Below are 14,338 nucleotides of genomic sequence, written 5' to 3'. Positions count from 1 at the left end.
TGCCTACAAGAACTCACCCAGTTCCGCCGACCTTCCGCGCGTTCGAGGCATCGGCCGACGCCTCACGCGATCGTGCTGCGGCACGGGCAGCTCCAGTTCACAGCAGATGTCGAGCAATTCATTCACACGATGCGTACACGTATGAGCTCGCTGGATCGTCTGCCGACCATGTTCGCCCACCGCTTTCGTGCGACGCTCATCCGCCAACAACGATCGCAGATGCTCCGTCATCTCATCCGCATCGCTCGCCGCCAGATAATCCCGTCCCGCCTCGAATAGCGCTTCCGTATCCGACCAGGGCGCGCTCACCAGCGGCATCGCACATGCCATCGCCTCAAACGGCCGAATCGTCGGAATCCCCGGCAGATGCTCCGCGTAATACCGCCTCGGCACATGTACCGTCACCCGATATCGCGCAAACACTTCCGGCACGAGAAAGTTCGGCAGCCACCCGCCGTACGTCACCCCTGCCTCCGCCAACGCCGACAACGCCTCCGGCGGATATCGCACGCCGAACACCTTCGCCCGCAAGCCCAGCCGTTTCACCGGCTCGAGCAGAAACGTCTTTAACGCCTCCGACCGCTCGCCGTCCCCCCAGTTACCGATCCACACCAATTCCCCCTCGCTCGGCCGATCAACCCGCGGATAAAACACCCGCGTGTCCGCCGCCTCATGCCACACCCACACACGCTCCGCCCAACCCTGCTCGCGATAGATCTTCGCCACCACCTGCCCGAACGCGAGCACACCATCAAAATGTCGCAACCGGTAATACGCCATCGCCCGCGGATCGCTCACGCTGCGATGATGCGTATCGTGAAACAGCAATCGATAATGCCGATGGCACGCGCGATGCTCGTCCAGCGCTGCGATGAGGTCCGGGTGATTCCACTCATGTGCAATCACCACGTCCGCACCCGCCAGCGCCGAGTCCAAGTCCAACGTCGCCAGGTCATACATCTCACTTCGCAAATGACGATACGCCTGCTCAAACACTTCCACTGGCCGCGAGCCATGCTCCGCCAGCAGGTTCGACAGCGACCACCCGTCTCTCGGCTCGAACACCCGCACGTCATGTCCCCGCGATAACAACTCCGACACAATCCCACGCAAAAAATGGGCGTTGCCATGGTTCCAGTCCGAAATCAACGAGTGATAAAAGAAAACGAATTGCATACCATTCACTCACGATTCAGGATACGGATGTCCATCTCCGGTAAAGCCCATGGATATATCGCAGCGAATCCGTGGGCCACTCACAACGTGCAATCTCCTCATACAACCGCCTCACCCCGCCACCGCCTCATGCCCCGCCAGCAACCGATATGTCCGATGATATTCCGTCGCCATCCGCCCCGGTGTCAACGGCATCGCCCGCTGACATGCATGCCGCGCCAGCTCCCGCCGCAGCCGATCGTCCGTCGTCAACTTCACCACAGCGGCTTGCAACGCATCGTGATCGCTCGGCGGCACGAACAACGCCGCCTCATCCCACTGCTCACGCAAGCTCGGTATATCGCCAAGCACCAGCGCGCAACCCGACATGGCCGCCTCCAGCACGACCAATCCGAAAGGCTCGTACTTCGCCGGATGCACAAACACCGACGCCCGACTCAACCAGTCCGCCATCGCCTCTTCGCTCAGCAAGCCCAGCGGCCGCAACGAAGGCCACGCCGCCCCGCCTGTCGCAGGCAATCCACCCTCGCCGGCGACATACATCGGCCAGTCCACCCGATCCGCCACCGACTGCACCGCCCTAATATTCTTCGCCTCGTCCCACCATCGCCCTGCCGCCATCGCGAACGCTTCCTTCCGCCCCGGCACGAACCGGCGCGGGTCCCGCCCATTGGCCACTCTACCCATCCGCGGAAGCGAGCCATAACATTCCTCGATCGCTTCCAGCATCGCCCACGTCGGCGCCAGCACCATGTCCGCCGCCAGCAACCCTGCCCGCACGCGCTCGCGATACACATTCCACGTCCGCGGCGGGTCCTCACCATGCACCGCCCGCCACCACGACACAACGCATGAATGAGCCACCAACAACTTCGGCGCTCGCCACGCCAGCGAACCATGCACATACCCATTCAAATGCACGACGTCCGGCTGCACCTGTCGCTCCAACTCAAGTAACCACTCGCCCGCCTCCGCCACATCCGACCAGGGGTCATCCATCCACTCCAGCTTGTAGCCACTCTCACGCACATCCAAACCCAACGCCTCCACCTGCCGACGCTGCATCGCCGTCATCGGCCCGCCCATCGTCGCCAGGCAAACCGATACCCCTTCCTCCTTCAACGCGCCCGCCAGTTCCATCGCGTAAACCCACACCCCGCCAACCGTGTCCGCGGTCATCAATACCTTCATCGTTATTCACCTTTCGTTTGAACCGCGATGTTCATCCAAAACACCTCATCCCCCTCGAAAGCTCACGGCTTCCAGCCGTGCCCCCATCCTCCTCACGCATACTCACATCACCATCAGTGCCTTCCCAAACCCCTCCGGCCGATCGCGCGTCATATCCAACGCCTCCCCCAACTGCCCCAGCCGAAACCGATGCGTATACAATCCGCCAGGCCGCAACCGTCCCTCCACCATCGCTTGTACCGCCGCCTCAATCCCCGCCCGGTAAATGCTTGGCTCACGCTCGTGAGCATTCACCACATCCAGCCCCCGCCAGTTCCACAGCTGCATATTCACCTGCCGCGCCCCGTCCTGGTGATACCCCGCAATCACCAAGCGACCCCGCACCTTCACCACCTCACCCGCCAGATCGATCGGCCACTGCGCCCCCGACGCCTCGATCACCACGTCACACCACCGCCCGCCCGTCAACCGCTGCACCTCACCAATGACCCGCTCGTGATCGTCCATCGTCACCGTGTCGTCCGCCCCCATCGCCCGCGCCGTCGCCAGCGCCGCAGGCCGACGCGCCATCGCAATCACCCGCGCCCCAGCACCCCTTGCAAGCTGTGTCAATAACGCGCCCAAAAATCCAATGCCAATGATTCCCACCGTCTGCTCCGCCTCGATCCCGCTGCGTCGCATCACGTTCATTGCACACCCAAGCGGCTCACCCGGCAGCGGCTCGTCATCCAGTTCGCTCGGCAACACCACCACCGACGACGCCGACGTCACGTCATACTCCGCATAAGCATGCTCCGAAATAAACGCCACCCGCTCCCCCAACTGCACCTCACGCACACCTTCCCCCACCGCGTCCACCCGCCCCCAACCCTCATGGCCTAGCCCGCCCGGTTCAAGCGGATACGTAAACCACGGCCGACCTTCCCAAACCGGCACGTTCGACGCACACACACCGCACCCTTCCAACCGCACACGTACCTGCCCCGGTCCCGGCTCAGGCAACGATACTTGCTGCATCACCACCCGCCCCGGTGCCACCACCGTCGCCGCCGTCATCCGCCGCGACGCGGCCTCACCATCACCCGTCGCCGCCACTGCATCATTTACCACACGCGTCATCATCAACATCCACCACCCCCAAACTCACATCGAAAATCATTCCCCCTAAAAACCCACGGATGACATCCATGGGTTCCCCACACCCCACCAACGTTCAAGCCACCGTCCGCCCCACCACGCCCAACCCTTCCGTCGCCCCCTCGCGCATCGTCCATGCATGCACCCGCTCCACCCCCTCTCGCACCGACACCCGTGGCCGCCACCCCGTCGCCGCCGCGAATCGTCGAATGTCCGACACGTAATAACGCTGATCGCCCCCTCGCCACTCACCGTGCCGAACCGTCGGCGATCGCCCGTGCAACTGCCGCAACAACTGCGTCAACTCCAACAGACTCACCGTATGCTCCACCCCCCCGCCAATGTTGAACGCTCGGCCGCGCAGCGTCGCCGCGCCGCCCACTGCAATTGTCATCGCATCCACCAGATCATCGACAAACAGCAAGTCGCGCACCTGCCGACCGTCGCCGAACAACGTGATCGGCTCGCCCGTGATCACGCTACGCACAAAATGAGCCACCCACCCCTGATCTTCCGTCCCGCACTGATGCGGTCCGTAAATGCAACTCATTCGAAATACAATGCATGGCAAGCCGAAGCTGCGGGCATAATCGAGCACATACTGGTCCGCCGAGCCTTTAGAGCAGCCGTACGGACTTTGAAAGCTCAACCGCTGCTCGCCTACCCCATGCCGCGCGACCGCCGCATCAATCGGCCAGTAACGTGACCCCTCCTCCCGCAACTCGATCCCCTCCAGCGAGCCATACACCTTGTTCGTAGATGTATAAAGCATCGGCGGCGGCTCATCACACGCACGCATCGCCTCAAGCACGTTCAGCGTTCCGCGCGCGTTCACTTCAAAATCATGCCGTGGGTCGTCCAGGCTCGTCGTCACCGCCACCTGCGCCGCAAAGTGAAACACCGCACCCGCCCGGCCGACGGCGCCGTTCACTGCACGCGGGTTCCGCACGTCACCCATCTCAAACTGCACGTGCGCCCCGTGCTCGCGACGCAGCCACTCAACGTTTCGCACAACCCCCGGCCGGGCAAGGTTGTCGAACACGATCACCGCTCGGCCTTCACTTAACAGGCGGTGCGCCAGGTTCGCACCAATAAACCCCGCGCCGCCCGTGATCAGCACAGGCCGATCATGACCGATTCGCGTACTTGCGACAGCACCGGGTTGACTGATATTTCGCATGGCTTGATAGCGCCTCCATGAACCCCAGCCACATCACCTTCCTCAAGCCGTCAACCCACGCGTCGACAACTCCGCCCGCGCACGATCCACTTGATCTTCCGCAGGCTGACGCGATAACCATGTTGCAAGTTCCGCCAAGCCATCCTCAAACGCCACCCTCGGTTCGTATCCGAGCACGCGCCGCGCTCGCTCGATGTCTGCGAAACAATGACGAATATCACCCTGTCGATACTCTCCACTCACCCGCGGCTCGATCCGTCGCTGCAATACTGCCGCCAATCGCTCCGCAACCTCCACCACCGTACGGGGCTGCCCGCTTCCAATGTTGAATACCGCCGGCGCATCGCTAGGCAACGGCGCATCCATCGCCAGCACACACGCCCGCGCCACGTCGTACACACTCACAAAATCACGCCGCTGCTGACCATCCTCATAAACAATCGGCGGCCGACCATTCAATAACCGCGACGCGAAGATCGCCAACACCCCCGTATAAGGATTACTCAACGCCTGCCTCGGCCCGTATACATTGAAAAAGCGCAATGCCACCGTCGCGATCCCGTACGCTCGGCCGACGACCAGGCACAACTGCTCCTGGCAATGCTTATTCAATGCATAGACGGATGCCAATCGTGCAGGTTTGCTCTCCGGTGTCGGCACAGCCGTCAACGCCTGTCCCCCAGTGTCCGTCGGCTCCCATCGACCGTCCTTCATGTTATCCACCGCCCGCGCCGCGTCATCCACAAAGCCCCCCGACGCATCTCGATATCGACCTTCTCCATAGATGCTCATGCTCGACGCGACGATCAACCGACGCACCGGATGTTGCAACATCGCCTCAAGCAACACCGCCGTGCCCGCATCATTCACAACCGTGTAGTCCGCCACCTGGTACATGCTCTGTCCCACCCCGACCCGCGCCGCAAGGTGATACACCACCTCCGCTCCCTGCACCGCTCGGCGCACCGCCAGCGGATCGCATACATCGCCCTGCATCAATTCGACATCGTCCGCCAGGTACGTCGGCCGCTGCGCCCGCGGGCCGTGCACTTGTGCTTGCAACCGATCCAGCACGCGAACGCGATACCCCTCGCGCAGCAGGGCATCCGCCAGATGCGAGCCGATGAATCCCGCCCCGCCGGTGATTAATGCCAGTGGTCCCATCACGCGTGCGTCTCCTACAGCCTCCGCCCTGCCAACCATCAGCAGACGGTCGTGCAGGTACAACAGCAATCGCCGTACCGATGCGACACCTATGCCGTTTCCCCCACAAACCGCCGTCTCCGCGCACATGCAAGCCGCCGCACCGCCTCTGCGGCTGTAGCCGTTACAAGTCGGCCGCAACATTTACACACCCACCCACCGCTCAATACAACGCTCGACGCCCGCCGTCGACGGTCTTCGCCCCTGACAAGCTTCAGCCAGGCATTCCCAAGAATTACCTCGTCAGGTATATCAATTGCTTGACACACACCGCATGCATCATCATCACGGTGCCGCTGCTCAGATATGAAACATCCCCGCCGGGCAGCGAAACAATCCATCGCTGACTCGGCGACCGCGGTCGGCCAAAGCCGTAACCGCTCGTCGGCCTTTTTCATCGGTCCTGCTACGGGGAAATGTCTGATGCACGAAATGCTCGTCACGCCCACACGTCGGCTACTGCACCAAACCGTCTATAACCTCCAGGGCCTGACGCTCGGAGAGATCGAAGAACTGGTCGTCGATCTCGACCGCGGCTATATCGCCTACGCCGTGCTCACCCACCACACTCACAACAACACGAAACACAAACGCTTCGTCATCCCCTGGAGCGCCTTCTCCATCAACGCCGACGGACAACTCCGCCTCAACCTCCAGCCGGAGGTGTTCCGCAACGCGCAAGGCCTCCTCTACGACGAAGCTTCGCCCTCGCCACCCGCCGCTTCACTCGCCTCCGTATTGGACGACGCACCATCTTCCAGATGGCGTGCAACGCCATGCCCGTAGCGGAAGGCGACGATGTGACACTTCTTGCATCGCCACGCCGGCAGCCGACTGCGTCGATCCCAACTGAACGTGCCCGGCAACGCCTCCGCGAAATCCGTCCCCGACGTCTCCCGTCGGCGGTACCAGTGCAACCCGCCAGCCGTGGGAATAAAACCCTCTTCCATCAGGCTGTGACAATGTGGACAACGCGACTCGGTGGAATGATCCATGACAGGCACCCTTTCAGCAGCGGCCGGTGACCAGAAAATGCTCCCTCCTATTGTGACGTACCCAGCCCGACTTGGCCAGCACTCGCCCACCCAGAAACAAGAAACCACTAACCAGAAACCGCCGACTTCTTCGCCCCCAAAGGTCATGCATTGTCGTTACTTGGCCGATATAGCCGATAGCCTTTTAATGGGGAGCGAACCTATAGTCACTCAGGGGCCGCCTAGCCCGCCGACCAGGGTTTGGCAGCCTATGTATGAGCGTCGCGACGCATGCGACCCGCTGATCCAGTCAACGTTGAGGATCATAAGACAACCCCTGAAAACGACAAGGACGACCTGACCATGCCGCTGCACCTGACCGAGCCATTGCACAATCTCCTCCAACCGCTGTTCAAAGCCCTGCCGCTGGAACAGGCGATGGACCATCTCGTCGTCACGGCTGACCAGCCCGCCTCGCAGCACGTCCCGCTGGTGGAAGACATCGTTTCAAACGAGGTGATTGCCGACCGCCCCGAACTTGTTGCCGGCCTATGGCTCTACATCGACGAACTCGACCGATCACACACCGCCAGCCAGCAGGTCGACACACCCACCGGCTCGTTCTGGCACGCCATTATGCACCGCCGCGAAGGCGACTTCTCCAACAGTAAATACTGGTTCCGACGCACCGGCAAGCACCCTGTCATGAGTCGCATCACCACCGCCGGCGGCAGCGCCGGCGCCGGTACGACCATCGGCGAATACGAACCATTCAGCTTCGTCGATCGCGTCCAGCGTGCTTACGACAAAGGTGATAACGTCGACTGGCCCGAACTCGTCGCCATGCAGCGCCGCGAATGGCGTGCCCTCTTCGAATGGTGCGTCGAACACTAACCGACAACCCTCATCCCCTCTCGCCCTTAAAGCCCGCGGATAGCATCCGTGGGTCCCTCATCCCCGCGCCCCCTTCGCGCTTTTCTCCACATCCGCAGCCACAACCGCGCCCCGCCCGGCTACCATCAAAGCAACGGTCAGCAGCACGCCGCCGCATTGCCGACCGCGATTTCACAGGACCGGGAGAGATCCGCCCATGCCACGCCCGACCCCACCGTCACACGCTCGCTTAGCGAGCCGATTCACCGCTCGCATCGCACTCATCGCCTGCCTTACACTCTCCCTCGGCTGTGCGACCTACGGACCAACCAACCCCTCGTTTGATCTCGAAGTCGATCAGGCATGGGCTGCCCTCGACGAAATGGCCACCCAACCCCACACTCCCCCGCGCCCCATCGTCGTCCTCGCCGGCTGGAACGACCCCGGCACTGCCGTCGGCACCCTCGCCGACATGCTCGACGAAGCCATCGGCGACGCATCGCTCATCGTTGTCCACTTCGCACTCACCGGCAACTTCGACGCCTGCCGCGAGCGCGTCATCAACGCCGTCGACATGGCGTACCCCAACGACGACCCCGTGTGGACCAGCGAAGTCGATGTCGTCGCCATCTCCATGGGTGGCCTCGTCGCACGCTACGCCGCCGCCGACCCGCCCACCGGCAACCCTGTCCGCCGACTGCGCATCAACCGCCTGTTCACCATTGGCACGCCCCACCGCGGCGCCGACCTCGCCACCCTGCCCACCCCCGACCATCGCCAGTTCGACATGCGTGGCGAGTCCGAGTTTCTCCAGCAACTCGACGCCTCGTTCGAAGACGCCGACTACGAACTTTACCCTTACGTCCGCTTGGGCGACCTGATTGTCGGCGCGCCCAACACCGCACCGCCCGGCGACACGCCCTGGTGGCTTCCCAATCGCCGACTCGAACTCGCCCACGCCTGGGCCTACCGCGACCCGCGCATCGTCGCCGACATCACCCGCCGCCTTCGGGACGAGGAACCTTTCGCCACCAACCCCCGCACCCCCCTGCCCGGCCGTGAAGACGAAGACAAAGACGACACCACCACCGACTACGCCGCCGCCGACACGCACGAGACGCAATAAATCCCACAAATCCAGCACCACATATCCGCCCGTACCCCAATATAGTTTTGAAATTGATCGAACATGATTGCACCTTCGTGCGCTAACGCATGTAGGAACCGCCCCGACGGCAGTCGCGCGTGGCGACTGAACCACCCCGGATGCGGATGTTGGATCCAGGAAAGGAAAAGGACATGATGAACGTCAAACGAACGCTCTACACCTTCGCCGCAGGCGGCGCGCTTGCACTCACCGGTGGATTGATGGGCTGTGAAACCGGCCCCGGCGACCCAGGCGACCCGGGGCAGCACCAGCAGCGGCCCGCCATCGAAACGCAGCAGCAACAGCAGCACCACGAGGGTCAGCGTCAGCACGAAGGTCAGCGTCAGCAGCCGCATCAGCCCGAGCACCAGCCTCAGCAGCAGCGCCCGCAACAGCACGACGCCGATATGGACGTCGATAGGGATATGGATGCTGACAGGGACATCGATGCTGACGACGCCGGCGACGGTGGCCCGGGCACCTCGGGAACCTACTGATCCCAACGGATCACACCATGAAAAACAGGCAAGCTCATGACTCTCACGTCATGAGCTTGCCTGTTGTGCTATGCCTCACAATGCCGCAGGCAATCAATCGTCTCGCACGTAGCGTTCGACCGTTCCCTCCGCGTCGAAGTGGATGACGTGATAGCGCGGCCGATAGCCGAAGTTGAACGGAATCCACGCCTCGCCCGCGTTCACGTGATACGTCCACACCTCCGACCCATCGCTACCGACCGAGCGACGGTCCGGCTCGCCGCGATACATTTCACGAATCTCGTCCCGCGTCATCCCCTCTTGCGGGTCATAGCTGGCAGAAACTTCCGCCTCACCGTTTGCCGACGCCGTCGACTCACCCGACTGGCAACCGCCGCTGAACGTCAAGCCCATCACCAGCATCAACGCAGCCGACATGACACACCACCGACGTAACCTGGACATGGCGTCTATCCTCCAGACAAGGTTGTTCGAACGCCCAACGGCCCGACTCCCCCGCCCCCGAACCGCGTCGGCCCCACCGTTGAGCACAACATTTCTTATACCCAGCCGCCCCCCAAGGGTCCACAGAAAAACCACCACGCCATGCCGAACCCACCCGCCCACCGGAGAAATAATCCCCCACTGCCCCGGGTTATAATCAACCATGCTGATCCTTCGCCCCAAGGCCTTTACGCTCATCGAACTGCTCGTTGTGATCGCCATCATCGCTGTGCTCATTGGCGTTCTGCTGCCCGCGCTCGCCGCCGCCCGCCGCGCCGCGACGAACATCCGCTGCCAGGCCAACCTCCGCTCCGTCCACCAGATCTTCCACGCCTACGCCGCCGACCACGACGACCACGTCCCGCTGGGTTACCGCGGCGGCCGCAAGCAGTGGAACACCATGATGTACAGCGCCGAGTTCAGCGATCCGCCGATCTTCGTTCTGTTCGGCCGCCTCTATGTCGCCGACTACATCAACGACGCCGAAGCGTTCTACTGCCCCGCCGAATCCAGCCCGGGGCAAATGTATAACACCGACGACAACCCCTGGCCGCCCGGGGAAGACGGCCCCCAGCCGGGCTCCAACGTGCAAGGCGGCTATGCGTCCAGGCCCATCATCGACTGGGGCCCTTATGACACTGTCACCCCCATGCCACGCCTGTCCGACTACATGGCCGAGGCCATCTTCGCCGACACACCCGGCCTGCCCGAACGCCTCGATTCCCGACACGAAACCGGTGTCCACGTGCTCTATGGCGACGCCGCCGTCCGTTGGATCGAACGCGACATCTTCAACGAACCACTGAGCACCATCACCGGCCTCGACGCGTCGCACAACAGTACGATCGACGACATCTGGGATATCTTTGACGAAGAACGTTAACTGCCCGGGGATCGGGTGAAATGCTACCCCCACGCCGGAGTGAAGCGCAGCGCAACTCCGGATTCCCCCAACCTGAAACCAAAACCAGAACCCTTCCACTTTTTCACAGCCCGATATCTTCATGCCACAAGTCAGGCTGTGCCGCAATGAAATCGCGCATCATCGCGATGCATCGTTCATCATCGAGCACCGTCAACTCGACCCCGCGTTCGCGGAACAGGTCTTCCGCGCCCATGAAATTGCGGTTCTCGCCCACCACCACGCGCGGGATCTGAAACAACAGCCCCGTACCCGTGCACATCACGCACGGACTCAGCGTCGACACGAGCGTCAACTCGCGCCAGTCGCGCCGCCGACCTGCATTGCGAATGCACACTACCTCGGCATGAGCGGTCGGGTCGCCCGACTGTACGCGCAGGTTGTGCCCGCGAGCCACCACTTGGCCTTGCGCGTCCGCCAGCACGCTACCGATGGGCAACCCGCCATCCGCAAGGCCGCGCTGCGCCTCGGCCAACGCTTCGCCAATCAACTGTTCATCATTCATCGTCGCATTCCACACGTAAACACACCTGCTAAAATCATGCCCGTTATGCTATGGCTGAGGACGACATCTTACCATCATGATGGCGATAGACTGATCGACGACGAGTATCGAGATTGACCTGTAAAATCGCATCATTCCCCTGGCCACTGAAGAGGTGCTTATGGACGCGAACATCGACCCATCGACATACGAACAGATCGAGAAACTTATCAGTTCCGCCGACAGCCCAGTAGGCATCGACGCGAAAAAGACGCATGTGTTGATCCTGCATAAGCTGACGCAGATCGAACAACGCCTGGCTCGCCTCGAACAGCACGCAGCAACCAACCCAAAGGCCGGCCGGGGGTCTTCGACCACGTGAGTCGGTTGAACATCACCTTCTTACTACCGGCGGTTACGCGTCCATCCACCAAGAACCCTCGCGTGACCCGGTTTACGCTTTGACAACGGTCCCTTGGATATTTGCGACCTTTATCATCGCGTTTCGTGTATCAACGATCAGTTGAGCGTGCCGAGCTACGAGCCCCCAGTCGCAGGCGTCGTGGTTGGTGGCGATCAATACGCAGTCTGTCGACGAGAGCATTTCAGCGGTCAGGTCAACGCTTTGCATTGACGGCAGGTCGGGGTAATGCCGCATCGGGTGCGTGTGCTGTACATGCGGATCGTGGTAGCTGACCTCCGCGCCGAGTTGGCGAAGTTGGCGGATCAACTCAAAGCTCGGGCTTTCGCGTACGTCGTCAACATTAGGCTTGTACGCCACGCCGAGCACGAGCACTCTGGCATGCTTCATCGCCTTGCCGTGGTCGTTGAGTGCGAGCATGGTGCGTTGAATGACATAGTCGGGCATTTGGTGATTGACTTGCCCGGCGAGTTCGATGAAACGAGTGGTATGCCCCACCTCGCGTGCTTTCCACGTCAGATAGTACGGGTCGATGGGAATGCAATGCCCGCCAAGGCCTGGTCCGGGATAAAACGCCTGGTAGCCGAAGGGCTTGGTCGCGGCAGCCTCAATGACTTCCCACACATCGACGCCCATCTCTGTGAGGATGATTTTCAATTCGTTCACCAATGCAATGTTCACAGCCCGATAGACGTTTTCAAGTATCTTCGCCGCCTCAGCGACCTCGGCCGAACGGACGGAGATGACTTTGTGAATGGCTTGACGGTACAAAGCAGCGGCGAGTTCGCCGCTTGCCTGGTCAATACCGCCGACGAGTTTGGGGATGGATTGCGTGCTGTGATCTTTTCTGCCGGGGTCTTCGCGTTCCGGCGAATAAGCGAGGAAATAATCTTCACCACAACTCAGCCCTGACTTGATCAGGCGAGGCAGCATGACGTCGCGCGTCGTTCCCGGGTAAGTGGTCGATTCGAGCACGATGAGCTGGCAGGGACGCAGCGTTTGAGCGATCGCGTCCGTGGTCTGTTCGATATAGCTCAGGTCCGGATCGAGGTGTCGACCCAACGGCGTTGGTACGCAGACGAGAATGGCGTCAGGCTCGGTAAGGCGGGTGAAATCGTCCGTCGCGTCGAAGCGGTCGGTTCGAATCAGCTCGGCAACGTAATCATCGCCGAGGTGTTTGAGGTAATTGTTACCGGCCTTGATCGCTGCGATTTTTTTTGGATCGACGTCGAAGCCGACGACATGAAACCCTGCAGACCAGTAGGCCTTCATTAAAGGCAGGCCGACGTATCCGAGGCCGATGATGCCGATTCGAGCCGACTTGGTTCGGATACGTTCTTGCAGAGCGGCGGTAGCATTCATCGTCTCACCTTTTTCGCCGTTGAACTGGCCCGGCGAGCTTATCACATCACGCCACGTTGGCCGTGTGCTGATACCACGCCACCGTCCAGGCCAGGCCCTGTTCAAACGTCACCTGCGGTTGGTAGCCGAGTGTAGTGGTGGCTTGTGTCAGGTCGGCTAACGAATGTTTCACATCACCCGCCCGCTCGGGGAGGTGTTCGGGCGTCAAGTCAGGTCGGCCCATCTGACGCGCCATCAAGTCCGCAAGTTGGTTGACGCTTATCCGCCGACCACTGGCGACATTGAACACCTCGCCTTGCAAGGGTGTTGTCGCGCGAGCGGCGAGCAGGTTTGCGTGCACCGCATTGGCGACGTAAGTAAAGTCGCGCGACTGTTCGCCGTCGCCGAAGATGCGTAGCCGTTCACCGGCGAGCAACGCGTTAGCGAAAGCGGCGATCACCGCGGCGTAGGCGCTGTTCGCGTTCTGACGAGGACCAAAGATGTTGAAGTAGCGAAGCGAGACGGTGTCGAACCCGTAGCTGCTGGCATAGGCACGCAACAGCGCCTCTCCCGCCACCTTCGTCGCGGCGTAGGGACTGCCGGGCCGAACGGCCATCGATTCAACCTTCGGCAGGGCAGGCGCGTCCCCGTACGCGGAGCTGCTGGCGGCAAATATCACTCGCTTCACCCCGGCCGAGCGCGCCGCTTCGAGCACGTTCAACGTGCCGGTGCTGTTGACCTCATGATATTGCACCGGCTGCTTGACGCTCTGCGGTACGGAACCACGCGCTGCCAGATGAAACACGTACCGTGCTCCCTCAACACACCGAGCCACGGTCGACGTATCACAGACCGACCCTTCAACAAATCGCAGCCGCTGCCCCGCCTGTTGCCGGCTGAGTGCGAGGTTGTTCATGTCACTACCCGACAGGTCGTCGAGCACGGTGACGCTTGCCCCAAGTTCAAGCAAAGCCTCCGTCAAATGCGACCCGATAAACCCCGCTCCGCCGGTGACAAGGACGTGGCTGTCCATGAAGGCATCTTGATGCAATGCCGACCAAGAGATGGCCGAACCATCCTGCGAGTTCCGTGAATCGTCGGCCATCATGTCCTCACCTTCCTCGGTATGACATATCCATCAACGAGGTCCATCAACGAGCCCGCCGGTCCCCGACTCGACAGATCTCCAGCCGGCTCGTGAACATCGTTTCATACGGGAAGATATCAGGATACGTCGGCCGAATCTTTGCGATCTGAATCGCCCTGCCAACGTGAAGGCCCCCGCCAAACCTTGCCCCGCCCCACGCCG

The 14,338-nt window shown here is 61.6% G+C and carries 16 protein-coding genes; 5 read left to right on the top strand and 11 right to left on the bottom strand.

What is annotated here, in order from left to right; translation table 11 throughout:
• Positions 1-3 precede the first annotated feature (3 nt).
• The 5 genes from ACERK3_13285 to ACERK3_13265 all read right to left on the bottom strand — a co-directional run bounded on the left by ACERK3_13285 (position 4) and on the right by ACERK3_13265 (position 5,848).
• The gene (locus ACERK3_13285) at positions 4-1,176 is read right to left on the bottom strand and encodes a glycosyltransferase (GenBank protein MFA9479258.1); all 1,173 of its coding nucleotides are present in this window, start codon (positions 1,174-1,176) and stop codon (positions 4-6) included.
• A gap of 111 nt (positions 1,177-1,287) precedes the next feature.
• Positions 1,288-2,367 (bottom strand): glycosyltransferase family 4 protein, encoded by a 1,080-nt coding sequence (locus tag ACERK3_13280; GenBank protein ID MFA9479257.1) that lies wholly within the window; start codon positions 2,365-2,367, stop codon positions 1,288-1,290.
• Between the two features lie 102 nt (positions 2,368-2,469).
• Positions 2,470-3,423: a zinc-binding dehydrogenase gene (locus ACERK3_13275; GenBank protein MFA9479256.1), complete on the bottom strand. Its 954-nt coding sequence runs from the start codon at positions 3,421-3,423 to the stop codon at positions 2,470-2,472.
• Positions 3,424-3,580: 157 nt separating this feature from the next.
• A complete protein-coding gene (locus ACERK3_13270) occupies positions 3,581-4,624 on the bottom strand; it encodes an NAD-dependent epimerase/dehydratase family protein (protein ID MFA9479255.1) in 1,044 nt (347 codons plus the stop codon).
• 102 nt (positions 4,625-4,726) lie between these two features.
• A complete protein-coding gene (locus tag ACERK3_13265; GenBank protein ID MFA9479254.1) occupies positions 4,727-5,848 on the bottom strand; it encodes an NAD-dependent epimerase/dehydratase family protein in 1,122 nt (373 codons plus the stop codon).
• 462 nt (positions 5,849-6,310) lie between these two features.
• On the opposite strand from ACERK3_13265, the gene ACERK3_13260 reads away from it, so the two are divergent.
• Entirely contained in the window at positions 6,311-6,673 is a 363-nt protein-coding gene (locus ACERK3_13260; protein ID MFA9479253.1) for a PRC-barrel domain-containing protein, read from the top strand.
• On the opposite strand, the gene ACERK3_13255 is transcribed toward ACERK3_13260, so the two are convergent.
• Positions 6,577-6,837: a PF20097 family protein gene (locus ACERK3_13255; GenBank protein ID MFA9479252.1), complete on the bottom strand. Its 261-nt coding sequence runs from the start codon at positions 6,835-6,837 to the stop codon at positions 6,577-6,579. The genes ACERK3_13260 and ACERK3_13255 overlap by 97 nt on opposite strands.
• A 315-nt stretch (positions 6,838-7,152) precedes the next feature.
• On the opposite strand from ACERK3_13255, the gene ACERK3_13250 reads away from it, so the two are divergent.
• Together ACERK3_13250 and ACERK3_13245 are read left to right on the top strand one after the other, a co-directional pair.
• Positions 7,153-7,755, top strand: coding sequence for a hypothetical protein (locus ACERK3_13250; protein ID MFA9479251.1), 603 nt, complete (start codon positions 7,153-7,155; stop codon positions 7,753-7,755).
• Between the two features lie 196 nt (positions 7,756-7,951).
• Positions 7,952-8,860, top strand: coding sequence for an esterase/lipase family protein (locus tag ACERK3_13245; GenBank protein MFA9479250.1), 909 nt, complete (start codon positions 7,952-7,954; stop codon positions 8,858-8,860).
• On the opposite strand, the gene ACERK3_13240 is transcribed toward ACERK3_13245, so the two are convergent.
• Positions 8,827-9,384, bottom strand: coding sequence for a hypothetical protein (locus tag ACERK3_13240; protein MFA9479249.1), 558 nt, complete (start codon positions 9,382-9,384; stop codon positions 8,827-8,829). The two genes, ACERK3_13245 and ACERK3_13240, sit on opposite strands and share 34 nt — an antisense overlap.
• A gap of 87 nt (positions 9,385-9,471) precedes the next feature.
• On the bottom strand, positions 9,472-9,822 hold the full coding sequence (locus ACERK3_13235; protein MFA9479248.1) for a hypothetical protein: 351 nt from the start codon (positions 9,820-9,822) through the stop codon (positions 9,472-9,474).
• Positions 9,823-10,024: 202 nt separating this feature from the next.
• Between ACERK3_13235 and ACERK3_13230 the strand changes: the two genes are divergently transcribed.
• Positions 10,025-10,744, top strand: a complete 720-nt coding sequence (locus ACERK3_13230) for a type II secretion system protein (protein MFA9479247.1) — start codon at positions 10,025-10,027, stop codon at positions 10,742-10,744.
• Positions 10,745-10,847: 103 nt separating this feature from the next.
• Here the strand turns inward: ACERK3_13230 and ACERK3_13225 are convergent, their stop codons facing one another.
• Entirely contained in the window at positions 10,848-11,288 is a 441-nt protein-coding gene (locus tag ACERK3_13225) for a nucleoside deaminase (GenBank protein MFA9479246.1), read from the bottom strand.
• A gap of 160 nt (positions 11,289-11,448) precedes the next feature.
• Here ACERK3_13225 and ACERK3_13220 point away from each other — a divergent pair, with 160 nt between their 5' ends.
• A complete protein-coding gene (locus ACERK3_13220) occupies positions 11,449-11,649 on the top strand; it encodes a hypothetical protein (GenBank protein ID MFA9479245.1) in 201 nt (66 codons plus the stop codon).
• A gap of 72 nt (positions 11,650-11,721) precedes the next feature.
• Here the strand turns inward: ACERK3_13220 and ACERK3_13215 are convergent, their stop codons facing one another.
• Both ACERK3_13215 and ACERK3_13210 read right to left on the bottom strand, forming a co-directional pair.
• Positions 11,722-13,050 carry a nucleotide sugar dehydrogenase gene (locus ACERK3_13215; protein ID MFA9479244.1) on the bottom strand — a complete coding sequence of 443 codons (1,329 nt, stop codon included), beginning with the start codon at positions 13,048-13,050 and terminating at the stop codon, positions 11,722-11,724.
• A gap of 46 nt (positions 13,051-13,096) precedes the next feature.
• A complete protein-coding gene (locus ACERK3_13210; GenBank protein MFA9479243.1) occupies positions 13,097-14,062 on the bottom strand; it encodes an NAD-dependent epimerase/dehydratase family protein in 966 nt (321 codons plus the stop codon).
• Positions 14,063-14,338 lie beyond the last annotated feature (276 nt).

The sequence above is a fragment of the Phycisphaerales bacterium AB-hyl4 genome (genome assembly GCA_041821185.1).
Taxonomy (GTDB): domain Bacteria; phylum Planctomycetota; class Phycisphaerae; order Phycisphaerales; family Phycisphaeraceae; genus Natronomicrosphaera; species Natronomicrosphaera hydrolytica.
This window is presented reverse-complemented; position numbering and strand designations above follow the sequence as displayed.